The following is a 24414-nucleotide window of genomic DNA, read 5'->3' on the forward strand; positions in this document are numbered from 1 at the left end:
AAATGGGATCAAGAATAATGCATTTATCAATTGCACAAGTAATAAATAATAAGCATGGGTTTGGAAATGATTTTTTAATTGGAAGTATTACTCCAGATGTTAACAAAAATTCGAGAACACCCAAAGAGCTTACGCACTTTATGGTGAAACGCGAAGATGGAGAACATGATATGTTTCCAAACATGTTTCTAGAGGAGTATGGAACATGTTTGAATACGTTTCAACTAGGATATTATCTTCATCTTATATCTGATGATATTTGGCTAAAAACTGTTTATAAAAAATATATTTTAGAAAACATGAGTTATAGTAAGGATGAAGCGCTACGAAGATTCTATTTAGACTTTCACTATTATAATGGTATTCTGATAAAACAATATAAACTGGTAACTTTGAAAAATAACAAATACTTATCGACTGGGGTCAACGAAATAATTGATCGTGATATTAGTGAAATTATTGAAGACTTGGATGCTGATTTTGATGATATGTCTATCGAAGACTTTCCAGGTTTACTTAAAAAAGAGGATGTAGAACAATATATTAACGTTTGTGTAAAAGAATTTGAAATTTTTCTCTTGAAAGGCAGCTATGATGGTGTTAAATTTGTTTTTTATAACGATTTTTAGAAACAAAAATCTATATTATATAGTTTAAAAAAGTTGAAATCATTAAGGCGCTGCAACTATAATTTGAAACCTGGTGAACGGTTTAAATGATGGTCATTTCAGAATTAGATAGTTCTAACTCACAGAAAGTTTCAATTTTAATTCGTTCAGATTAGGTTATACTAGACAAAAGATCAGTTCCTAGAAAGTGTGTTTGTGGTAAACACCATTTTAAAGGAAGCTGACCTTTTTTGTCCGAACAGCGTTCGGATTAATTTTACAAGCTACCAAGAAGTAACAAAAATTAGCCATACTCCTTGCAGGAATCTCTTTTTTAGTTGTTTTCAATTATTCGTTTAAAGCTTTGTAAGTTTGAATTAAAGGCATGTTTAGCGATTGGCATGAGTAATTTTAATGGTAAATGTGAATGATCATTTTCAGACAAGTAAAAATTTTCTTCTAATAATGTTGTTGCATTTTTACTAGTCAAATTAAAAATTAGAGTGTATTCGAGTTTTCCTCCGGTACTTTCATAGTAGATTGTATCATTTTCTGAACTAACAGAAATTTCCTCATTTTTATTCAAAGCAGAATCTGTTCTGTGAATATTGAATTTATTGTTGTCAATTGGCTGTACCTGAATAATATCAGGTATCCATTTCAGTAAAGTTTCCGGATTTTTTAAAAACAACGCGATTTTTTCTTTACTTGATTTGATTGAAATAACATTTGAAAATAGTGGTTTTTCCATAGGATGAAACCTCCTTTTATTTGATGACTTCATCCTATCCAATTTGAGTAAAAATTAAAAATCAGTATTCTGATATTCTAAATATTTTTATAAATTTGTTCATTAAAAAGGCCAGTTAGTAGCTGTTGCTTTTCAGTAGCGGCTAAAAAATTATCTTTATCTTCTGCTCTTTTTGCAATTTGAGCCATTAAATAAAAAGAGTTGGCTAACATATAGTGTGAGTTATGATCAGTAGCGAATTTAACAGACTTGTTTATCCAATTAAGAGACATTGTTAAATTATTGAGCTTAAAATAAATAAGTGCTGTCAAATAGAATAAAATATTTTGATTTTCTTCATAAAATAATTTATTAAAGTCCATAAAAGTCTGATCAATATATTTCTCAGCCTTATTTTGTAAATTTTGCTTTGCATATATAAAGGCCAAAGAGACGGTACCAAGTCGGGTAAGGGTATCTGGCAGAATTTTATTACTGGAAGCAAGGGACAACTTAATATATTTTTCGGTAGCAATCAATTTATTTTCAGTATGTAGAGTTGCAATACCGATATAATAATAGTATGCCTGAAGTTGCTTATCCGTTTTTAAATTATTGGTAACCGTTTCTTTATTTAGAAACTGGAGTAACTCTTTGTATTGGTGTTGATTACATAACTTAGATACACGTTCATTGAATTCATTTTCTGAACTGATATCAAAATTTTCCAGAAGACTTATTTGGTCTAAAGTAATCGATAATTTATGACATAGTTGGATTAAGAGCTGTGCATTAGGTATGTATTTATTATTTTCAATAGCACTAAGCATCGATTGCGCACAAATATCTTTGGAAACTTCTTTTTGAGTTAAGTGTAGCGATTGGCGAGTTTCTTTTAAAATTAATCCTAAGCTATTAGGCATGATATAACCTCTTTCTAGTTTGAAAAAGTTAAACAGTAATTACTGGGATAATAACATAATGGGGCATAATGATAAAATTTCATGATTAATAAATCAAACTACCATTTTTCAATCATGTCGCGTACAATTAACCTACAATTGAATGTTAAAATTTAAATAATTTGAGAATTAACAAAAGGGGATAGAATCATGCGTGCAGAATTCCAAAAGCAACATACTGAGACCTATCAGATAGACAACCATAAAGGTCTAAACGGCTGGATATCTTTCTTCTTGAGCCTTAGTTTAATCGTACTATTTGTGACAAGTGTCTTAAAAATAACCGTTTTGAATCAAACTTATACTGAAGAAAAAATTTTAACAGATTCGAACGTGACACTTGTGACACGACAGATGAATGATGGTATTTCAAGTATTGCGACATTAAATGATGTGCCAACGTCAGCTGTTAAAGATGCTTTAACGAATCAACAAGTTACTAACATTGCGAAAAATAGTTTTAGTAACGTATATGCTGGAAAACAAACTGTCATCAATCCAACTGAGATTACCAATCAAGTTGCTAGCAACGTTATGAAAAAAACGGACACATCAAATCCGTTGGTTAGCGCTAAAATTGATGGGATTGTCGCAACTTTTAAAAGTAATTTAAGTGAATATTTGACGAATAATATCCAAACGCCATATCTTTCAAAAATTGCTAGTACAGTTAGTTCGGTAAAAGTAATAGTCCAAACAGCCTTTATGTATAGTTTAATAGCTTCTGTTATTTTTGCGCTACTCTTACTGGCTATTAATCGGGCATTCTTTATACCGCTTAAATACGTCGGATTCAGTGCAATCTGGAGTGGTGTTCTAGTTTCAATTGGTTCTGCAATTGCCTTGTACAGTGGCCTAATTGGTATTGTGTCTAGTAAAGCTTCTGTTTTTACTGATATTGTGAATAATTATATCAGTGACACATTTAATACCATGTTAGTGGGTAGTTTAATTTTACTTGCTGTTGGTCTAGTATTCTGGTTAATTGGTCGTAATAAAAAATAAAAAGCAACTGATGTTCAGATTAATTTCTGAATACCAGTTGTTTTTATTTGGAACTATTCCTAAGTGTTAAGGTTGTTCCAATGGTAATAATCTGAGGGATAATTTCAGTCATCGACATTTGATTGACTAATAGTTCTGCAGCAGATTGACCCATTTTTTCTGTATAAACTTTAACTGAACTAAGCGTTGGGAAAGTATATTCAGCAATAGATGTGTCATTAAAACTAATTAAACTGATTTGTTCAGGCACTTTAATTGATATTTCATTTAATGCACGTAATGCACCGACAGCCATTGCGTCATTTGCAATAAACAACGCTTCTGGTAAATTATCTGATTGATCATTTAATAATTTCAAGGTTAATTGATAACCTGATTCTGGCGTGAAATCGCCTGTATAAACCCATTCGGGATGGTAGTTGCTAGTACGTTCTAAGTGATTTTTAAAGTGAGTGAAGCGGGAATCTGGGCCTAAATTGACATCATCAAATGTACTTTCTTGTCCTGCAATCATGCCAATTTTAGTTAAATTTTGTTTTTTAAAATGGTCAATAACGGTTGTAACTGGCGTTTTGAAATCAGTCATGACGCAACTAATACCAAAATTTAGTGTGTTCATATCAACAAAAACTAAATTAGAATTTAGTTCTTTAAATCCGGCTATTTGTGCTGCACTGTATTTACCGATAACAATAGCACCAAGAGTATCAGTCAAGGCGCTAAATTGATCATTTTGGAAAAAACGTGTAATTTCATAACCGAGTTCAATTAATTTACGTTCGATACCAATTCGAATTGAAAGGTAATACAGGTCATCTAATTCTTCTTTTTCTGTATACCATTCGATAATAGCAATCTTACCTTGAGGTGTACTGGATTTCTTTTTATTTTTTGAATAATTTAAACTTTCAGCTGCTTCAAAGATTCGTTTACGTGTATCGTCGCCAACGGATAATGTTTGATCGTAATTTAACACGCGAGAAACAGTTGCATTAGAAACTTTTGCCAACTGTGCAATGTCTTTAAGTGTTGCCATGACTACCTCCTGATTGATTGGTTATGTGTATCAGTTTACCATAATAAAAAGAATGTCGTAAAAAGATTGTAATTTTAGTAAATATTTAGTAAAATGAAAGCGGTTAATAAATTGGAGGAAAATATAATGAAAATTAATGAATTAAAGAGCGAATTTAAAGATGTTTACGGTGTGGACGCAAATGCAAGTTACTTCTCACCAGGTCGTATCAACTTAATTGGGGAACATACTGATTACAATGGTGGACATGTTTTCCCAACAGCAATTACATTAGGCACATATGCAGTTGCAACAAAACGTGATGATACAACAATTAATATCATGTCAAATAACTTTAAAGATAATGGCGTTGTCTCATTTGATTTAAGTGATTTATCATATCAAAAAGAACATAACTGGGCTAATTATCCAAAAGGGATGATTGTTTACTTGAAAGAGCAAGGTTATGTTATTGATAAAGGATTAGATATTTTACTTGAAGGTAACATTCCAAATGGTGCTGGTTTATCATCATCTGCATCAATTGAATTATTGATGGGTGTTATTTTAGAAGATCAATTTAATTTAGACATTGATCGTGTTGATCTTGTTAAAACAGGTGTCATGGTAGAAAATAAATTTATCGGTGTTAATTCAGGAATTATGGATCAATTTGCAGTCGGTATGAGTAAAGCAAATCATGCTATCTTACTGGATACAAATACACTAGATTACGATTTAGTACCAATTGATTTAAAAGACAACGTTATTATTATTATGAATACAAATAAACGTCGCGAATTAGCAGATTCTAAATATAATGAACGACGTAGTGAATGTGAAGCAGCATTAGCATTATTACAAGAGAAAAATGATATTAAATCATTAGGTGATTTGGACAATGCTAGCTTTGATTTACAAACATACTTAATCCAAAAAGAAAACCTTCTAAAACGTGCGCGTCATGCAGTTTCAGAAAACCAACGGACGATTATGGCTCAAGAAGCTTTGAAAAATGAAGATTTAGTACGTTTTGGTAAATTAGTTAACGCTTCACATGTTTCATTACAATTTGATTATGAAGTAACGGGTATTGAACTTGATACACTTGTTGAAACAGCATGGGAACAACCAGGAGTACTAGGTGCTCGAATGACTGGTGCTGGTTTTGGTGGTTGTGCAATTGCCATTGTTGCTAAAGACAAAGTTGACGCATTTGAAAGTGAAGTGGGTCGTATCTACGAAGAAAAAATCGGTTATGCACCAAGTTTCTATTTAGCAGAAATTGCTGATGGCGCTAAAAAATTAGATTAAGCATAAAGAGATAGAGGGAAAAACATGGATTCTAAACAATTAATTTCAAAATTCGTCGATAAAGTTATTCAGTTTGATCCAACGACTTATTCGACAGATGATAAAATTTATTTAGTAAACGTCGTTTTAGATTTGGTTGGTGAATCAGAGATAGAAGTAACTGAACCAGTTTCTGACACAATAATTGCTGTTAAAGACGAGCTACTTAATTTAGCAATCAAAAACGAGAAAATCAGTGCTCTAATCGCGGAGCAAGATATTCTTGGTGCTAAATTAATGGATCTGGTCACACCAATTCCAAGTCACGTGAATAAACATTTCTGGGATTTATACGCAAAAGACCCAGAGAAAGCTTTGGCTTATTTTTATGAATTAAGTCAGGCTAACGATTACATCAAAGTTGCGGCTATTGCGAAAAACATTGCTTATCAGGTACCAACAAATTATGGTGATTTAGAAATCACCATTAATTTATCTAAACCTGAAAAAGATCCAAAGCAAATTGCTTTAGCTAAAACAATGAAACAAACGGGTTATCCTAAATGCCAATTATGTATGGAAAATGAAGGCTATGCTGGAAGACTAGATTTCCCAGCTCGTCGCAATCATCGGATTGTACGATTTGATTTGGGGGATGCAACATGGGGCTTTCAATATTCGCCTTATGCTTACTTCAATGAACATTCAATTTTCTTAGATGAAAAGCATGAACCTATGGTAATTAACAAAACGACATTTTCAGATTTACTTCAAATTGTTAAAAAATTCCCGGGCTATTTTGCGGGAAGTAATGCAGATTTACCAATTGTAGGTGGCTCAATTTTAACGCATGAACACTATCAAGGTGGACGTCATGATTTTCCAATGGCAAAGGCAGAAATGAGTCAAACAATGCAATTTGCAGGATTTGATGACATTCAAGCAGGTATTGTGAACTGGCCAATGTCAGTCATTCGTTTAAATGGTGAAAATCCAGAACGATTAGCTGATTTAGCAGCAAAAATTTTAACGTCTTGGCAAGAATATAGTGATGCCGATGCACAAATTTTGGCAAAAGATGCTGACGGTACGCCACATCATACTGTGACGCCAATTTCTCGAATGCGTGACGGTCGTTATGAATTGGATTTAGTCTTGCGAGATAATCAAACATCTGATGAATTTCCAGATGGTATTTATCATCCACATGCTGATGTTCAACATATTAAAAAAGAAAACATTGGCTTGATTGAAGTTATGGGATTAGCTATTTTACCACCTCGTTTGAAAACTGAAATAACAGAGGTTGAGAAGTATCTAACAGATCAACCAAATGTCATGGCGGCTTATCATAAAACTTGGGCTGATGAAATTAAGCGTGATAATTCGATGATTTCTAAAGAGACGGTTAGTGAGCTCGTACAAAACGAAGTTGGAAAAGTCTTTATGCGTGTTCTTGAAGATGCTGGGGTTTATAAACAAGATGACCACGGCCAACAAGCATTCGTTAAGTTTATTAAACAAGTTTAAACGTAAAAAGATTAACTTATTTAAGTTAATCTTTTTTATTTAGAAATCAAATAGAAACTAACTGGTTAACGATAATTGTTAAGATAGTGTTAGAAAATTCTCTTTTTAATGTTTTGTGTTAAAATAAAATATATAATATTCTTACTAAAGTTGACATGCTGGTAATTATGAGAATTCTCGGAGGAATAAATGTACAAAAAAGATATTCTGGATCGACCAGAGTTTTTAATATGTGAAATTATTGAATTGCTATCATTAAATGAACATGGGTTATCAAGAAAAGTAATCTGTAATCGATTAAATGTTTCAAATACAGCTTTGCGAGTTGCACTAGAGTAATTGGATGGCGAATTCAATTCAGGTGATGAACCCTATATGATCATAAAAAAGAATAACATTCAATTTATAGGTAAAGGCAAAATTAATTTTTACGAAACGGTTTATCGGTATGTGAAAGAGTCTATTAATTACCAAATTTTAATGGCATTCTATTATGATGAAAATAGCAGTATTGAAAATTTGAGTCTTAGTTTAAATGTTAGTGAATCATCTATCTTCAGAAGAATTAAGCAACTTAATAATTTGTTGTCTGAATTTCAGATTAAAATTGCACATGGTGAGGTAGTTGGTTCTGAATTACAAATTAGATTTTTTTACTATTCACTATTTCTAGCGACAGATTTTAACTATAATGATACGATAGAAGCGGGCGTCATTCTTGAATACATTAAAGTATTTGAAACATATTTTAACTTCAATGTGAATGATAGTAATTTAATGAGGACTAGAATTTGGATGAAGGTCAGTGTTCATCGAATGATGCGAAAAGATCGTGATAATTGGGTGATTTCTGATGATTTAGCAGATATGATTGCAAATAATTCACTATTTAACCAAGTTGAAGAAAAGATGCAAGATATTTATATTAAGTTCTCAAATAAAATTGATGTTCATTTTGAGAGCGCCCTACTTTACGCTTGGACAACTGCTTTTGTTTCAGTTCCTTCAAGTGCTTACTTGTCCCGCGATTTTATTGCAATTAATCACACAAATAACACCAAACTTCAACAAGCTGTTAAATATTTGGAACAAGGATTTGAATCTAAATTAGATGTTAAAATTATCGGTGAAAATGTTAGTAAATCATTGTACCCAATTTGTACTGAAGCATTTTGTTTTCATGGAACGATGGATGCCGTGGGAACTTACATGATGAATAGTTATCGAAAAAAATATTCAAATCATTCAGTTCGACGTCATGTTGAGATTGCCATGGATGAATTAATCGACAGTCCATTATTAGCTAAAAAATGGTCTGATTTCTATAAGCGATACAGGCAGCCATTTATTAATAAAATGGTCGAAATTTTTAGCGCTAGATTGTTAGAAAAAGAAACCATGTTAACAGTTGGGGTTGATTTAAATGCAAACGAGCGAATTAAAGAATTATTTGTCAGAAATATGAGTCAAGATTTAAATATTAATTTACGCGTTAATGTCAGTATTTATGATTCTAGTCAACGATATGATATGGTGGTTACTAATTTCATGAATAAAAATTATAAAAACAATGCATTTGATAAGTATATTATCACTGCATTAGGACTTGATAATGATATGCCAGAGATGGGGAAACGACTGTTAAACGTGAATAGAAAACACTATCAGTAAAAATGTTTCTAGTTTTTTTTTTGATAGTACAACCCATGAATCATTCGGTATACTCTATATTATAGAGAACTAACAAGAGATATTCGTGGGGGATTTCTTTTGAAGCATTAAACAGTATCGAATTGGGCAAACATTTATTTATTACAAAATAAAAAAAGACGATTATAATTTAACGATTATAATCGCCTTTTTTTATAGGCTACCAAGTGTGATAAGATAGAGAATAAACGTTATGACGAGAAATGAAGGATAATGACATGCAATTTACGCTAACAAACAATGGTGAAGGCACAATTAGTTTAAAAAAATTTTTAATTGAGGTTGGCGTTAGTAAACGATTAATCGCCAGAATTAAACAAGGCGAGGGACAAGTTCGAGTTAACAAAAAGAATGAATATTGGGATTATCAACTGATTGATGGTGATGAAGTTATTTTGACGTTGCCAGAAGAACCAGATAACGATGCCATACATGCAAGTGATGAACCATTAAATATCGTCTTTGAAGATGAAAACTGGTTAGTAGTCGATAAGCCAGCTGGTATGGTAACCGTGCCAGGCCCATCTAATGAAGATACAACATTGGTTAACCGTGTTAAAGGCCATTTGATTGCAACTCATTCAAGTAGTTTCGTGCCACATGTTATTACGCGTTTAGACCGTTTTACAAGTGGACTTGTTTTATTAGCTAAGCATGGATTTGCACATAGTTTGATTGCTGCTCAATTAAGTAATGGTCAGTTAGAAAAATCATACTTAGCAATTGTTGCAGGTGACGTTAAAAGTGATCAAGGAGATATTAAAGAACCAATTGGTAAAAAGGAAGGCGAAATTCGTCGTTCTGTTATGGCTGAAGGAAAAGCCTCAGAAACAACTTATAAAGTTGTAACGAGATTTCCAGACTACACATTAGTTGATGTGAAGTTAGTTACGGGCCGAACACATCAAATTCGTGTACATTTTGATTTTATTCATCATGCTTTGGTTGGGGATGCGTTATATGATGGCCCGATGGACAAAGGTATTGATAGACAGGCATTACATGCTGCTAAATTAAGCTTTGAAGATCCATTTACGGGTAAAAAATTAGCTTTTGAATCAGAACTCCCAGCTGATATGGCTCAATTATTAAAATAGTATCAGGCAAGATTGTATATTTGGATAAAGTGGCGAATATCTATTGTATTTCGTGAACTTTTTCTTTATTATTAATATAGTTATAATCAATTTGTGAAAGCACTTTTAAGTGAGGAAATAATAAATGAAAAAGATGATTATTAGAGGCGGTAAAAAACTGTCTGGCGAAGTAATAATCGGTGGTGCTAAGAATAGTACTGTTGCATTGATTCCTGCAGCTATTCTTGCGGATACACCTGTGCATTTTGACAGTGTCCCCGATATTTTAGATGTACATAATTTAATGAAAATTTTAGATCAAATGAATGTTAAGTCTGAATTTAACGCTGGTAACTTAATGGTAGATCCTACGATGATTAAGGATGAACCTTTACCTGGTGGTGCCATTAAAAGTTTAAGAGCTTCTTATTACTTTATGGGTGCCTTATTAGGTCGGTTCGGTCGTGCAGTTGTTGGATTTCCTGGTGGTGATAATATTGGACCACGTCCGATTGATCAACACATCAAGGGATTTAAAGCTCTTGGCGCTGAAGTTATCGAAGAAGAAGACGCAGTGATTATTACGAGTGGCCCTGAAGGATTAAAGGGAGCCCGTATTTTTATGGACCTTGTTTCAGTGGGTGCAACAATTAACATTTTATTGGCTGCTGTCCGTGCAAAAGGAACCACAATCATTGAAAATGCTGCAAAAGAACCTGAAACCATTGATATTGCAACATTCTTGAATAATATGGGTGCTCATATTCGTGGTGCGGGGACTGGTGAAATCAGAATTCAAGGTGTTGATAGCTTAAAAGCTGTTAATACGCATACGATTATTCCAGATCGTATTGAAGCTGGTACTTATATCTCACTTGCTGCTGCAATGGGTGAGGGCGTTTTAATTAAGAATGTTATTACTGAACATTTAGATTCATTTTTAGCTAAACTTAGTGAAATGGGCGTTACTTTCCAAGTGAATGAAGATAGTATTTTTGTTCCTGGTGGCGATAAAATTATCCCAATTGAAGTGACAACTTCACCATATCCTGGGTTTGCAACTGACTTGCAACAACCAATTACTGCCGTTATGCTCAAGGCTACAGGTGAGAGTCGTATTATTGATACACTTTATCCTGAACGGATTAAGCACATTCCAGAAATGCAACGAATGGGTGTTAAGATTGAATCAAAAGATGGCATTATTCGAATCAATCAATCAACTGAATTAACAGGCCAAACTGTTTATGCAGATGAAATTCGTGCAGGTGCTGCATTACTTGAAGTTGCTTTAATGACTAATGGTACGACTGTCATTGAGAAAGCCGATAATATTTTACGTGGTTATGATTGCGTTGTACAAAAAATGACAAATTTATCTGCTGATGTAGAAATTATTGATGAAGATTAGGTGATTAAATGAGCGACTTCTTAACGATGGGTGAATTAAAAGACAAGACGCTTAAAGAAATTTATGGCTATGCCCAAGAATATAAAATACAATATTATAGCCAAATGAATAAAAAAGAATTGTCTTTGGCAATTCTAAGGGCTCAAGCAAAACAACAAGGATTCATTTTGATGGAAGGTGTCTTAGACATTGTTCCCAATCAGGATGGATTCGGTTTTTTGCGTCCAATTAACTACGGCCCATCACAAGAGGACATTTATATTTCTGCCTCACAAATTAAGCGATTTAATTTAAGAAATGGGGATTTAGTCGGAGGTAAAGCACGACCACCAAAGCCTAATGAACGTTATTATGGGTTAATGCACGTTGATACAGTTAATGGTAAAAATCCAGAAGAAGCAAAGGAACGTCCACATTTTCCTGCACTGACGCCCTTATATCCTAATCGACAATTAACTTTAGAAACAACTAGTCAAAATCTTTCAACGAGATTAACTGATTTATTTGCTCCTATTGGATTTGGTCAACGTGGTTTAATCGTGGCACCACCTAAAGCTGGGAAAACAACTTTACTTAAAGAGATTGCTCAAGGAATCGCAGAAAATCATCCCGATGTAAAATTAATCGTACTATTAATTGATGAACGACCTGAAGAAGTGACTGATTTAGAACGATCAATTAAAGGTGATGTTGTATCGTCAACATTCGATCAACAACCAGAGAACCATGCGCGTGTTTCTGAACTTGTTTTAGAACGTGCAATGCGATTAGTTGAAGATAAGCAAGATGTTGTTATTTTAATGGATTCAGTTACTCGCTTGGCTAGAGCGTATAATTTAACGATTCCGCCAAGCGGACGGACGTTATCAGGTGGGATTGATCCAGCAGCATTTTATCGACCTAAAAAATTCTTTGGTGCTGCACGTAATATTGAAGAAGGTGGAAGCCTGACAATATTAGGAACTGCTTTGGTTGATACGGGTAGCCGAATGGATGATGTGATTTATGAAGAGTTCAAAGGAACCGGTAATATGGAATTACAACTCTCAAGAGAGCTTGCTGAACGCCGTATCTTCCCTGCTGTCGATTTAAAAAAATCAAGTACACGTAAAGAAGAATTATTATTATCTAAGCAAACAATTGAAGAACTATGGCAGATTCGAAAGATGATGACAGGCGATTCACTAGGTGCTACGGAACGTGTTATCCAAAAAATGAAGAAAACAAAAAATAATGCTGAATTTTTAAAAGAGTTAACAAAAACAAGTAAATAAAATTTAATTGTAAAACGAGTTAATTCGTGATAAGATTGTGCATGTTGTAATATAAAGAATAACTCTAATTCAGCAGATGGATTAGGGCAAAGGAGAATACTTACTTATGAAAAAAGAAATCCATCCAGATTACCATGAAGTTGTATTTATGGATACTACTTCAGGTTACAAATTTATCTCAGGTTCAACAAAACATTCAGAAGAAACAATTGAAATGGAAGATGGCAAATCATACCCATTGATTCGTGTCGAAATTTCATCGGATTCACATCCATTCTATACTGGACGTCAAAAATTCACTCAAGCCGATGGCCGTGTGGATCGTTTCAACAAGAAATATGGTCTTACAGACGCAAACGCTGCAAAATAAGAACTATTTCGAAAAGGAAGAAGCCAATAAGCTTCTTCCTTTTTTTATACAAAAAAATAGTAACGTTCAACTAGATTGAACGTTACTATTCAGCTTTTCGTGAATACATCCCTTTTGTGACGTAGAGAACCCAGATGAGATTAATACCAACTAAAATAGCGGTAGAAATAAAGACACCTTTGTAATCGAATACGCCAGAAACGGTAGAGCCAATCATAGGACCAACGACTGATCCCATGGCTTGGAATGATTGATTGTAACTGAACACTCGACCTGTGAATTCTGCCGGTGTATTTTTTGTTAGAATTGTTTGAACTGCAGGTAACATTGCGGCATCCGTAATCCCAATTAAGAAACGTAAGCCGCCAAGTTGCCAAACATTAGTCACTAATGCCATTGGAATAAAAATGAAAATTGCGACAGTAAGTGCAATTTTTAAAATACGTTCTGTTCCAATTTTATCGCCTAGTACTCCTAAGCGAGGCGCAGCAATTAGCGTTGCTATTCCTGGAATAGAAGCCACACACCCACTGATAAAGGTAACATTTCCAACGTTATGTAAGAGTTCTCGAACGTATAAGCTTAGAATAGGACTAATGGAATAATTTGATGCTTGAATGATTAAGGTAGTGACAAACATCCCGATAATTAATTTAGGATGATGTAATTTCTTGAAGATTTCTTTTGACGTTTGCATTTCACCTTTTTCAACAGGCGTAAAATGTTCATGTACAAAGAAATAACTAAGTAAGAAAACAATTAGCAAAATCGCAGCAGTAATGAAGAAGGTAATACGATAGCCGAAGACCCCAGCTATTGCGCCACCGATTAGTGGTCCAAATAAAGTACCAGTAACACTACCGGTAACTAAAATACCGAGTGCTTTACCACTTTGCCGCTTGGGTGTCTCTGTTGCAATCAGTGCCTGTGAGTTACTAATATAACCAGAAAAGACACCTTGTAATAAACGTAACGCAATTAATTGGTAAACGTTACTGACAAGCCCCATCAGGCCTAAAACAATGGCCATTCCGAATGAAGCTCTTAAAATCATTAATTTACGACCTTTTCGATCAGCTAAACGACCCCATAGTGGGGAAACAATGGCGGTAATTAAAAATGTAGATGAATAGGTAATGCCGCTATAAAAATTTAATTCGGTTTTGGTGAAGTCACCTAACGTATCAATATAAAGTGACATAAATGGCATAATTAAACTAAATGCCACGCCAGCCATGAACGTACCAAACCATAAAACAAATAAATTTTGTTCCCAAGGTTGTCTAGAACGAAAAAATGTTGATTTTAGTGAAGTCAACAAATTAAACAGTCCCCCTAAAGATATTTTTTGATAATTATAATCATAACACTAAACAAGGATAAAAGTTATATGGTAAAATAGTTGTTAAGCGAAAGTGGGGGTTATTAATGGAAAAAAATAAAGCAGCTAAAAAAAGTCGTTGGAAAAAATGGCTAACAACTATATTATTAATACTATTGTTATTGGTGGGGCTTTCGCTAGTATTCAATGAACAAATTAAAAACTTTATTGTTGGACTAACAGACCCAACCATTAATTCAGAATTAGTCGATAAAAATAAAAATAAAAAAGCATCCTTTGATTTTAGTGAAGTTAAGAGTTTGAATACGGCAGATGTCGTGAAAGCAAAAGCAAATGAAAAAAATTTGGTTTTACTTGGAGAAATTAGTATTCCGGATGTCTCAATGAACTTGCCGATTGCTAAAGGCGTTAGCACTGATACCTTGGCACTTGCTGCTGGAACTTTAAAGGAAAACCAAAAAATGGGCGAGGGTAATTATGCACTTGCTGGACATCATATGATTCGAAAGGATTTATTGTTTAGTCCATTAGTTAGCATGAAAATTGGCCAAAAAATCTATTTAACAGATGCTAAAAAGATTTATGAGTATGAAACATCTAAAATGAAATATATCAAAGCAACAGACGTTCAAGTTATTGATGATGTACCCGGAGAAAAATTAGTCACATTAATTACTTGTGATGATACGGGTGCCGGACGTTTGATGGTCCAAGGTGAGTATGTTAAAGATTGGACATACAATGCTGCACCAAAAACAGTTCAAAAGTATTTTAAAATGATTCATAATAATAAATAATAAAAATGACCACAAATTTTAAAATTTGTGGTCATTTTTATTATTTAATTTGTGCTTTAATATAATCAATCCAGTAAGGCATTCCAAGACTAATTAAGTTATAAGTTTCGTCAAAGTCACCAGTAATCCATGGATCAGGAACAGATTCTTTTTCTTTACCGGGAACAATTGAAAGGAAGTTAACGATTTTTTCTTTTTTAGATGCAGGTGCAGCTTTTTCAAGACGCTCAACATTGATATCATCCATTGCAATAATTAAATCACTATTAATGAAATCTAAGTAACTAACCGGACGTGAGATTAAGCCATCTGTTGGAATCTGATGTTCAACAAGTTTAGTAATAGTCCCTTCATGGGCGCCATTTCCTTCTTGTGAAGAACTTGTGCCAGCAGAATCAACAGTTACTTGGTCAGAAAGGTTTAACTTAGCTAAATCGTCTCGTAACATTGCTTCAGCCATTGGTGATCGGCAAATATTTCCCATACATACAAATAATACATTCATGTTAATAATCCCCTTTACAAATTTCTTAATAATGCTATTATGCCATAATAATCACATTATTAAAACTAGTTAGATAAATTGGTGTAACCGTTAGCTTAATTGCTTTCTAAAAGGGTCTAACTTTGGTATGATAATTAAGAATAGAAACTAAAATAAGACACTTTATATTTAAAGAGGAGACTGAAAATTATGGCAATGATTATTATCGGAGTTATCGTAGTACTTTTAGTTATTATGTACATTAGCGGCTACAATGGTTTAGTAAAAGCAAAAATCCGGACTGAGGAATCATGGAGTCAAATTGACGTCCAATTAAAACGTCGTAATGATTTAATTCCTAACTTAGTTTCAACTGTTAAGGGATATGCAACTCACGAAAAAGAAACATTTGCTAAAGTAGTTGAATTACGTAATCAATTAACACAAGTACCAACGGATGCACATGAAACAACAATGGAAGTTTCTAATCAATTGAGTCAATCATTGAAAAGTATTTTTGCGTTATCTGAAAGTTACCCAGATTTAAAAGCTAACACAGAATTCACTAAGTTAATGGAAGAACTATCAAATACAGAAAATAAAATTTCTTATTCACGTCAACTATTTAACTCAACTGCTGCAAGTTTAAATGCAAAAATTCAATCATTTCCAAGTAACATTGTTGCCGGAATTCATCATTTTACAAAAGTAGAATATCTTGAAGTCCCTGAAGCTGAAAAAGCTGTACCCAACGTTTCATTTGATTAAACAGTTAGGAGATAACTAATGCTATATGATCAAATCGCGCGAAATAAGCGCAAAACAGTTTATGTTTTAATTGGTTTTGTTTTATTGATGGTTGCGATTGGTAGTGCCGTTGGCTATGTTTTTTTCAATAGTGCTGTTTCTGGACTACTTATGGCTGTTGTCATTGCAGTTGTTTATATGGGATTGATGATTTCACAATCAACTAGCGTTGTCATGAGTATGAATCATGCAACTGAAATAAAATCAGTCGATGATGCACCTGAATTATGGCATGTTGTTGAAGATATGGCGATTGTGGGCCAAGTTCCAATGCCAAAAGTGTTTATTATTGAAGATGATAGTCCTAATGCGTTTGCAACGGGAAATAATCCAGAACACGCGGCAGTTGCTGCAACAAGTGGCTTAATCAATCGATTAAATCGTGAAGAATTAGAAGGCGTTATGGCGCATGAAATTTCGCATGTACGCAACTACGATATTCGATTATCAACAATTGCATTAGCATTATCGGCAGCAATTTCATTATTAGTAAATATTGGAATGAACTCATTTTGGTGGGGCGGAGGTCGCCGTCGAAGTGATGATCGAGAAGGTGGCGGATCATTAGAAATTATTTTGATGATTTTATCATTATTATTGGTTATTTTAGGACCAATTGCAGCAACAATTGCTCAGCTTGCACTTTCTCGAAACAGAGAATATTTGGCTGATGCTTCTGCTGTTGAATTAACGCGTAATCCGCAAGGACTAATCCATGCGTTGGAAAAAATTTCTGATAGTAAACCAATGGAACGTGCCGATCCAAGTAGTGCGGCACTTTATATTTCAAATCCATTGAAGAAAAAAACAACTGGATTATTTCAAACACATCCACCGATGGAAGATAGAATTGAAAGATTAGAAGCAATGTAAACTATTTTATAAAATGGGGATGATAGTGGTGAGAGACAATTTAGTCTACGTTCATGTTGAAACGGTTTCTCATTTGATTTTATCATATGGGATTTCCAAAGAAGATTTCATAACAAGCATTCCCAGATTACCAACTAATATTTTATCGTTAAACCCAGTGGATTATGAAAATGAAATTGACATCGCAACAGGATTTAACACGGTAACCGGGGAAGAAGATACTGCACGTTATTTGAATAAAAAGACTGTTGGGTTAAAGCAAAGTTGGATTGATTTCGATAGTCAAGATGATTTAGAATTAATAACACCAAGAGAAGTAGCAGAATTCTTATATTTGGGACATGCATTTTCTCATATTCAATCACCTTTTTACTATAAATTGCAGAATGACTACGTTTTTTTAACGTTACCAAATGATGCATTAAAAATCTACTATCGTTATTTAACGCAATTTTATAATGTTTTTTCTAAATCAATTATTAGACATGCGAATCAATCGTATCGTGAAAAAAATGGTCTGTTTAGACGACGTCCTATGACGTTGAAAAAGATACCTAAAAAAATTGTTGAAGAATTAATGCCATTATTTGTTGAAGGTGTAATATTAGATTTTTCAAGGATCACAATTAATAATACGAAGTTAATATTACCTGTCTATATTATGATAGATAACGTTTCTCAGATGAAGTGGCATGAGCCAACATTGGAGACAGAAAGTGCCAAGTTAGTTGCTAATTTGGAGTATCGATTTGTAGATCAAGAATGGTTTATCGAAGTTTCTAACAAATCTGCTTTTGAAGACAGTATTATATTCTAAAAAGATAACGTATTATTATGTTATCTTTTTTTATTTTTGTTGAATTTAAAAAGAATGGTACAATAGGACGTGCAAAAAATGGAGGGCAATACGAATGCGAGTTTATTTACTCTATGGTGGTAAAAGTGCAGAACATGAGATCTCACTTTCAACTGCTTTTCAAATAACACAAGCGATATATTACCAATACTATTCGGTAATTCCAGTTTATATTACGAAAACGGGGAATTGGCTGCAAGGTCAGACGCTTAACGAACCAGTTAAATTTGTTGATAATTTAAGACTTAGAGAAACAGATGAAAAAGGACAAGCAACGAATAATCATGAAAATTCAACTGGAATAAAATTTTTGCCAAATGGATTTGACCCTGAAGATAGTGTGGTTTTTCCTGTCTTACATGGCCCAAATGGTGAAGATGGAACTGTCCAAGGACTACTTGAAACGTTGAATATCCCCTATGTTGGTAACAGTGTACTAGCATCGGCTGTCGGTAATGATAAAATAATGAGTAAATTACTCTTTAAACAAGCCGGAATTCCGGTTGTACCATTCCAAGCGATTGACTCACAGTCTTGGGAAAATAACACTGCAAGTGTGATTGCCAGATGTGAGGGCGAATTACTTTATCCAATGTATGTGAAACCATCTAATTTGGGTTCAGGAATCGGTGTTACACAGGTGAATAATAGTGTTGAATTACAATATGCAATTGATAATGCTTTTGAACTTGGTCCTCGAGTGATTGTAGAACGAGGCATTGTAGCACGTGAAATTGAAATTGGATTATTAGGTAACGAAGAAATCGCAACAAGTGTACCAGGAGAAATTTTGTCGTTTGATGACGTCTATGATCGTAAACTTGCAATGAAGGAAGATCACGAAGCCAGAATTCCAGTTGAACTCGATGAGGAATTATTGGATAAGATAGTTGGTTTTTCTAAAACAGCTTTTGCGGTTATTGATGGATCAGGGCTTGCTAGGTGTGATTTTTTAATTAGCGCTAACCAAGATATTTATTTAAATGAGATTACAACAATGCCAGGATTTTATAAAAATGCAATGTATCCAAGATTGTGGGAAGCCGTTGGGCTGAGTTACAGTGATTTAATTGAAGAATTATTACAATTAGCATTGAAAAAAAATCAGGCAAATAATAGTAAACAATAGATTTAATGGTCATATGAATGCGAGGGTTTATATAATGAAAATGCAATTAACTGAAATTGCGAGCGCAGTTAGCGCCAAGAACGAAATTACTGATGAACCAATTAATATATCGAGTGTTTCATTTGATAGTCGACAACTAACGGAAGGCAGTTTATTTGTACCTATTGTGGCAGAAAATGACGGTCATGATTATATCCAAAGTGCGATTGATAATGGTGCAACAGCGACTTTATGGGCAGTTGACCATCAAGATACAATGCCAACGAAAATCCCAGCTATCTTAGTAGATGACACATTAATGGCTTACCAAGATTTAGCAAAACATTACTTGGATAAAATTAATCCTAAAGTTGTCGCAGTTACTGGTAGTAACGGTAAAACGACAACTAAAGATATGATTACAGAAATTTTAAGTCAGCAATATAATGTTTGTAAAACGGAAGCGAATTTCAATAATCATTTAGGCGTACCGATGACTTTATTAAGTATAGAACCTAATACGGAAGTTGTTGTTGTCGAAATGGGGATGGATCATCCTGGTGAGTTAGACTTTTTAAGTCGAATTGCACAACCTGATGTCGCTGTTATTACGATGATTGGCGAAGCACATATCGAATTTTTTGGTACGCGAGATAAAATTGCGGATGCAAAAATGGAAATTGTGAATGGGCTGAAAGAAGACGGCTTGTTGGTTTATAATGCAGATGAACCGTTATTAAGAGAACGTGTTTCCAATATTGAACAGCAATCATTTGGCTTCGGTCATGGTGAAAGTGCTGACTTGAGTGTTTCAAATGTTGTCGGCAATCAAACAATGACTAGCTTTAAAGTGAGAGAAATGGCTGATTTTAATTTTACAATTCCAATGATTGGCACATATAACGTAGATAATGCGATGGCTGCTATCTCAGTTGGTCGTCATTATCGTGTGTCACCTAAAAATATTGTAAAGGCGCTTAGTGATTTTGATTTAACGAAGAATCGGACAGAGTGGCTTAGAGGTCATTTGGGCGAGTCAATTTTAAGTGATGTCTATAATTCAAATCCGACAGCTGCAAAAGCTGTTATCAAAGCATTCTCAAACAGCGATGTTGAAGGTAATCGAATGGTTGTTTTGGGTGATATGCTTGAATTAGGTGAGCAATCTAGCGATATGCATCTCAGCTTGGCTGATAGTTTTGATAATGAAAAAATTCAAAGCGTTTATCTTTACGGAGAACAAATAAAATCTTTAGCAACAGCATTAAAATCAAAGTATGATGATCAACATCTTCATTATTATGATTTAGATGAAAAAGAAGCTATGGTTGAAGATTTATTAAAAATACGTACTGAAAAAGATTCTATTTTGATTAAAGGAAGCCATGGCGTTCATTTAGAAACCGTTTTATCGGCTTTACAAAGTAATTAGAGAGTTGCTTAATATTATTTAAGGTGCTATTATAGTTTAAATAGTGACTCATGAAGGGTCAGACTTAAATTAATTTAACTTTACAAGACAGTAATTGACGACGAACTCTTAACTGTGTTGTGAAGCATGTTAGTTTGCAAACACATTAGGAGGAATTTATACTTGAAATTTACAGAATTAGGACTATCCGATGAACTACTAAAGGCCGTTCAACGCAGCGGTTTTGAAGAAGCAACACCTATCCAATCTGAAACAATTCCAATGGCTTTAGAAGGAAAAGATGTTATTGGACAAGCACAAACAGGTACTGGTAAAACTGCTGCATTTGGTTTACCAATCTTAGATACAATTGATACAACAAAAGATGAAGTTCAAGCACTTATCATCTCACCAACACGTGAACTTGCTATTCAAACGCAAGAAGAACTTTACCGTTTAGGTAAAGAAAAACATGCTAAAGTTCAAGTTGTTTATGGTGGGTCTGATATTCGTCGTCAAATCAAGAGTCTTAATCGCGCACCTCAAATTTTAGTTGGAACACCAGGACGTTTATTAGATCATATTCGTCGTCGCACCGTTAAATTAGGTAATGTTAAAACTTTGGTTTTAGATGAAGCTGATGAAATGTTAGATATGGGATTCGTTGAAGATATCGAAAGCATCTTAACAACTGTTCCTGACGAACGTCAAACATTGTTATTCTCTGCAACAATGCCAACTGCTATTCGCCGTATTGGTGAAAGATTTATGACAGATCCAACTTTGGTAACTGTTAAGGCAAAAGAATTAACAACTGACTTAGTTGATCAATTCTACGTAATCTCAAAAGATTTCGAAAAATTTGATATCATGACACGTATGTATGATGCTCAAAACCCAACACAAACAATCGTGTTTGGTCGTACAAAACGTCGTGTTGACGAATTAGCTAAAGGATTTGAAATGCGCGGATACAACGCTAAAGGAATCCATGGTGATTTATCACAACAACGTCGTATGAGTATTTTACGTGAATTTAAATCAGGTAAACTTGATATTTTAGTTGCAACTGATGTTGCTGCTCGTGGTTTAGATATTTCTGGGGTTACCCATGTCTTTAACTATGATATTCCTCAAGATCCTGAAAGTTATGTCCATCGTATTGGCCGTACAGGCCGTGCCGGACATAAAGGAACTTCATTGACATTTGTTTCACCAAATGAAATGGATTACTTACGTCAAATCGAAAAATTAACTAAGAAACGTATGGTGGCTTTAACACCACCTACAGATGATGAAGCATTTGCTGGTCAAATTGAAACAGCAATCGCTGACGTTACTGCCTTAGTTAACAAAACTGATACTAAAAAATATGCAAAACAAGCTACTGAATTAATGGCTAAGTTTGAAGTTGCTGATTTAGTTGCAGCATTACTTAGTGATGTTATTAAAAATGATTCATCACAAGTACCTGTTAAGATTACACCAGAACGCCCATTACCTAGACGTAAGGGGGGTGGCGGTGGTGGCGGAAACAACCGTCGTAGCGGCAATGGCGGTGGAAATCGTCGTGGTGGCAACGGTGGTGGTTACCAAGGCAACCGTAATGGTGGCGGAAACCGTAGTAACGGTGGAAGTTCAGATCGTCGTAACGGAAGTAGCGATCGCCGTAGCAATGGTAATGGTGGCGGAGGTTACAAAGGTAACCGCTCAAGCGATAATCGTTCAAATGACAACCGTTCAAACGGAAGTAGCGCACCAAAACGTAACTTCACAATCAGAACAAAAGATTAATTTGAATATTGAAAAGAGACCTATTAATTTAGGTCTCTTTTTTTGTTTAAAATTGCTATTCTTACAATATTGATAGGTAAAATATAAACGATTTTAGTGCAGAAAATGAATAAATTTGATAAACTTAACAAGGATATCAATGAAAAGAAATAGGTGATAATATGATTTATGGAATTGGTGTTGATATTGCCGATATTGATCGAGTAGTAAAGTTGGCAAAACAACATGAAGAATTTATAACAAAGATTCTCACAACAAATGAAATTAAACAATTTGATGAATTAAAAGGTAGTCATAAAGACGAATTTATTGCTGGAAGATTTTCCGCCAAAGAGGCATACAGTAAGGCTTTTGGAACGGGAATAGGGGATAAAGTTGGCTTTTTAGATGTTGAAATATTAAATAATGAAATTGGTAAACCGATAATTACGCAGCACCCTTTTGAGGGTAATGGCTTTATTTCAATTTCTCATACGAACAATTTAGTTATGACTGAAGTTATTTTAGAAAATCAAGAAAAGGGGATGTAAAAATGGTTGTAGGTTATCATCGTCCAACCCAAATCGTGGTAGATAGGGCAGCTATTAAGGCAAATATCACAGCTGAAAAAAAGACATTAACAGATGAGACGGTTATTTTTGCTGTTGTTAAAGCTGATGCGTATGGTCATGGATTGATTGAAGTAGCTAAAGTTGCAAAAGATGCTGGTGTAAAAGGTTTTTGTGTGGCAATAATTGATGAGGCATTAGCGTTACGAGAAGCCGGGTTTGTTGAAACTATCTTGATTCTGGGATTAACGAAAGTTGAATATGCACCGTTACTGGCAAAAAGCAAAATATCTGTAACTGTTTCAGAACTTGGCTGGTTACAAGAAGCTAATAAGTTACTGAGTGAAGAAAAATTAGCGCCTTTGGCCGTTCATTTAGCATTGGATACAGGAATGGGTCGTATTGGTTTTAGAGAAGCAGAACCGTTTTTAGAGGCAATTAATTTCCTTGGAAGTCATCAAAATACATTAAACTTTGAAGGGGTTTTTACTCACTTTGCGACAGCAGACTCTCCTAATGATTCGTATTTTAAAAAACAAATGTCAAAATTTAATGAATTGATGTCAGTAGTTTCTGATAGACCTCGTTATGTACACGTTTCTAATTCTGCAACGAGCTTATGGCACTCTGCTTGCAACGGTAATATGATTCGGATGGGCATTTCAATGTATGGTTTAAATCCATCTGGTGGTGAATTAGAACTACCTTATGCGTTAAAACCAGCATTTGGATTAACATCTGAATTAAGTTATGTGAAAGAAATCCATGCAGGTGATTCAGTTGGTTACGGTATTACATATCAAGCTCAAGAAAATGAATGGGTTGGTACAGTACCAATTGGGTATGCAGATGGTATGCCCCGAAAGATGCAAGGCTTTAAACTATTAGTCGACGGTCAATTTTGCGAAATAATTGGTCGAGTTTGCATGGATCAATTAATGATTAGATTGCCACATGAAATGCCAAATGATACAAAAGTAACTCTAATAGGCCAAGATGGCGATGAAATGATTACAGCACAGGATGTTGCAACGTACGCTGAAACAATTCATTATGAAATAATCTGTGCACTTTCAGGACGAGTACCACATGTCTACCTAAATTAGTATTTATTTGCTTAGTTTGCTATGGTAAACTATCTGTAGAGTGTAATTCTATGGGGGAAGTGCAGATGGATAAAAATGAGAAAGTAGCAATGAGTCATATAGCCGATTACTGTGCATATTATTCGATTACCAATGAAGCGTTGAAGGATAGCGAAATATTTAACTCTATTTTAAGTCATAAAAAAATGATGGATGAGTTAATTGATGGCTACTCAGAAATGGGACAATTGAATAGTGAAATCTGTAATGATTTTAAAGGATCTGAAGATGAAGTGTTATTGCACCTTCAAATTATGTAGAGAGT

Annotated in this window: 25 protein-coding genes; 20 read left to right on the forward strand and 5 right to left on the reverse strand. The window is 34.2% G+C overall.

Features of this window, described 5'->3' with window-relative positions; all coding sequences use genetic code 11:
• Positions 1-2: 2 nt before the first annotated feature.
• Complete coding sequence (locus tag AC1RPY_RS01620; protein ID WP_481760877.1) at positions 3-629, forward strand: hypothetical protein; 627 nt, start codon at positions 3-5, stop codon at positions 627-629.
• Positions 630-942: 313 nt separating this feature from the next.
• Here the strand turns inward: AC1RPY_RS01620 and AC1RPY_RS01625 are convergent, their stop codons facing one another.
• Both AC1RPY_RS01625 and AC1RPY_RS01630 read right to left on the reverse strand, forming a co-directional pair.
• Positions 943-1359, reverse strand: a complete 417-nt coding sequence (locus AC1RPY_RS01625; RefSeq protein ID WP_481760876.1) for a hypothetical protein — start codon at positions 1357-1359, stop codon at positions 943-945.
• A 77-nt stretch (positions 1360-1436) separates the two neighbouring features.
• The gene (locus AC1RPY_RS01630; RefSeq protein ID WP_481760875.1) at positions 1437-2261 is read right to left on the reverse strand and encodes a helix-turn-helix domain-containing protein; all 825 of its coding nucleotides are present in this window, start codon (positions 2259-2261) and stop codon (positions 1437-1439) included.
• Positions 2262-2450: 189 nt separating this feature from the next.
• Between AC1RPY_RS01630 and AC1RPY_RS01635 the strand changes: the two genes are divergently transcribed.
• A complete protein-coding gene (locus tag AC1RPY_RS01635; protein ID WP_481760874.1) occupies positions 2451-3305 on the forward strand; it encodes a hypothetical protein in 855 nt (284 codons plus the stop codon).
• Between the two features lie 43 nt (positions 3306-3348).
• On the opposite strand, the gene AC1RPY_RS01640 is transcribed toward AC1RPY_RS01635, so the two are convergent.
• Complete coding sequence (locus AC1RPY_RS01640) at positions 3349-4341, reverse strand: LacI family DNA-binding transcriptional regulator (RefSeq protein WP_481760873.1); 993 nt, start codon at positions 4339-4341, stop codon at positions 3349-3351.
• 126 nt (positions 4342-4467) lie between these two features.
• Here AC1RPY_RS01640 and AC1RPY_RS01645 point away from each other — a divergent pair, with 126 nt between their 5' ends.
• From AC1RPY_RS01645 to AC1RPY_RS01680, 8 genes are all read left to right on the forward strand, one after another.
• A complete protein-coding gene (locus AC1RPY_RS01645) occupies positions 4468-5634 on the forward strand; it encodes a galactokinase (protein WP_481760872.1) in 1167 nt (388 codons plus the stop codon).
• A gap of 24 nt (positions 5635-5658) precedes the next feature.
• Positions 5659-7143 carry a UDP-glucose--hexose-1-phosphate uridylyltransferase gene (galT, locus tag AC1RPY_RS01650; RefSeq protein WP_481760871.1) on the forward strand — a complete coding sequence of 495 codons (1485 nt, stop codon included), beginning with the start codon at positions 5659-5661 and terminating at the stop codon, positions 7141-7143.
• Between the two features lie 189 nt (positions 7144-7332).
• Positions 7333-7482 (forward strand): hypothetical protein, encoded by a 150-nt coding sequence (locus tag AC1RPY_RS01655; protein WP_481760870.1) that lies wholly within the window; start codon positions 7333-7335, stop codon positions 7480-7482.
• A 36-nt stretch (positions 7483-7518) separates the two neighbouring features.
• Positions 7519-8814: a helix-turn-helix domain-containing protein gene (locus AC1RPY_RS01660; protein WP_481760869.1), complete on the forward strand. Its 1296-nt coding sequence runs from the start codon at positions 7519-7521 to the stop codon at positions 8812-8814.
• Between the two features lie 257 nt (positions 8815-9071).
• Positions 9072-9950, forward strand: coding sequence for an RluA family pseudouridine synthase (locus AC1RPY_RS01665; protein ID WP_481762396.1), 879 nt, complete (start codon positions 9072-9074; stop codon positions 9948-9950).
• 124 nt (positions 9951-10074) lie between these two features.
• Positions 10075-11340 (forward strand): UDP-N-acetylglucosamine 1-carboxyvinyltransferase, encoded by a 1266-nt coding sequence (locus AC1RPY_RS01670; protein WP_481760867.1) that lies wholly within the window; start codon positions 10075-10077, stop codon positions 11338-11340.
• 8 nt (positions 11341-11348) lie between these two features.
• Positions 11349-12614 (forward strand): transcription termination factor Rho, encoded by a 1266-nt coding sequence (gene rho, locus AC1RPY_RS01675; RefSeq protein WP_409021602.1) that lies wholly within the window; start codon positions 11349-11351, stop codon positions 12612-12614.
• A 106-nt stretch (positions 12615-12720) separates the two neighbouring features.
• Positions 12721-12984 (forward strand): type B 50S ribosomal protein L31, encoded by a 264-nt coding sequence (locus AC1RPY_RS01680; RefSeq protein WP_409021601.1) that lies wholly within the window; start codon positions 12721-12723, stop codon positions 12982-12984.
• Between the two features lie 85 nt (positions 12985-13069).
• On the opposite strand, the gene AC1RPY_RS01685 is transcribed toward AC1RPY_RS01680, so the two are convergent.
• Positions 13070-14305, reverse strand: a complete 1236-nt coding sequence (locus AC1RPY_RS01685) for a multidrug efflux MFS transporter (RefSeq protein WP_481760866.1) — start codon at positions 14303-14305, stop codon at positions 13070-13072.
• A gap of 107 nt (positions 14306-14412) precedes the next feature.
• Here AC1RPY_RS01685 and AC1RPY_RS01690 point away from each other — a divergent pair, with 107 nt between their 5' ends.
• Positions 14413-15123 carry a class A sortase gene (locus AC1RPY_RS01690; protein WP_481760865.1) on the forward strand — a complete coding sequence of 237 codons (711 nt, stop codon included), beginning with the start codon at positions 14413-14415 and terminating at the stop codon, positions 15121-15123.
• A 40-nt stretch (positions 15124-15163) separates the two neighbouring features.
• Here the strand turns inward: AC1RPY_RS01690 and AC1RPY_RS01695 are convergent, their stop codons facing one another.
• Positions 15164-15628, reverse strand: a complete 465-nt coding sequence (locus tag AC1RPY_RS01695) for a low molecular weight protein-tyrosine-phosphatase (protein ID WP_481760864.1) — start codon at positions 15626-15628, stop codon at positions 15164-15166.
• A 189-nt stretch (positions 15629-15817) separates the two neighbouring features.
• Between AC1RPY_RS01695 and AC1RPY_RS01700 the strand changes: the two genes are divergently transcribed.
• From AC1RPY_RS01700 to AC1RPY_RS01740, 9 genes are all read left to right on the forward strand, one after another.
• A complete protein-coding gene (locus tag AC1RPY_RS01700; RefSeq protein WP_409021597.1) occupies positions 15818-16375 on the forward strand; it encodes a LemA family protein in 558 nt (185 codons plus the stop codon).
• An 18-nt stretch (positions 16376-16393) separates the two neighbouring features.
• The gene (htpX, locus tag AC1RPY_RS01705) at positions 16394-17287 is read left to right on the forward strand and encodes a zinc metalloprotease HtpX (RefSeq protein WP_409021596.1); all 894 of its coding nucleotides are present in this window, start codon (positions 16394-16396) and stop codon (positions 17285-17287) included.
• Positions 17288-17315: 28 nt separating this feature from the next.
• On the forward strand, positions 17316-18104 hold the full coding sequence (locus AC1RPY_RS01710) for a hypothetical protein (RefSeq protein ID WP_481760863.1): 789 nt from the start codon (positions 17316-17318) through the stop codon (positions 18102-18104).
• 94 nt (positions 18105-18198) lie between these two features.
• Complete coding sequence (locus tag AC1RPY_RS01715; RefSeq protein ID WP_481760862.1) at positions 18199-19272, forward strand: D-alanine--D-alanine ligase family protein; 1074 nt, start codon at positions 18199-18201, stop codon at positions 19270-19272.
• Between the two features lie 34 nt (positions 19273-19306).
• Positions 19307-20683, forward strand: a complete 1377-nt coding sequence (locus tag AC1RPY_RS01720) for a UDP-N-acetylmuramoyl-tripeptide--D-alanyl-D-alanine ligase (RefSeq protein WP_481760861.1) — start codon at positions 19307-19309, stop codon at positions 20681-20683.
• Positions 20684-20845: 162 nt separating this feature from the next.
• Positions 20846-22456 carry a degradosome RNA helicase CshA gene (gene cshA / locus AC1RPY_RS01725; protein WP_481760860.1) on the forward strand — a complete coding sequence of 537 codons (1611 nt, stop codon included), beginning with the start codon at positions 20846-20848 and terminating at the stop codon, positions 22454-22456.
• A 161-nt stretch (positions 22457-22617) separates the two neighbouring features.
• Positions 22618-22986, forward strand: coding sequence for a holo-ACP synthase (gene acpS / locus AC1RPY_RS01730; RefSeq protein WP_481760859.1), 369 nt, complete (start codon positions 22618-22620; stop codon positions 22984-22986).
• A 2-nt stretch (positions 22987-22988) separates the two neighbouring features.
• A complete protein-coding gene (gene alr, locus AC1RPY_RS01735; RefSeq protein ID WP_481760858.1) occupies positions 22989-24110 on the forward strand; it encodes an alanine racemase in 1122 nt (373 codons plus the stop codon).
• 65 nt (positions 24111-24175) lie between these two features.
• Entirely contained in the window at positions 24176-24409 is a 234-nt protein-coding gene (locus AC1RPY_RS01740) for a hypothetical protein (RefSeq protein ID WP_481760857.1), read from the forward strand.
• The last annotated feature ends 5 nt before the right edge of the window (positions 24410-24414 follow it).

It is taken from the genome of Dellaglioa sp. CoH-56-MRSF-12, from assembly GCF_056782075.1.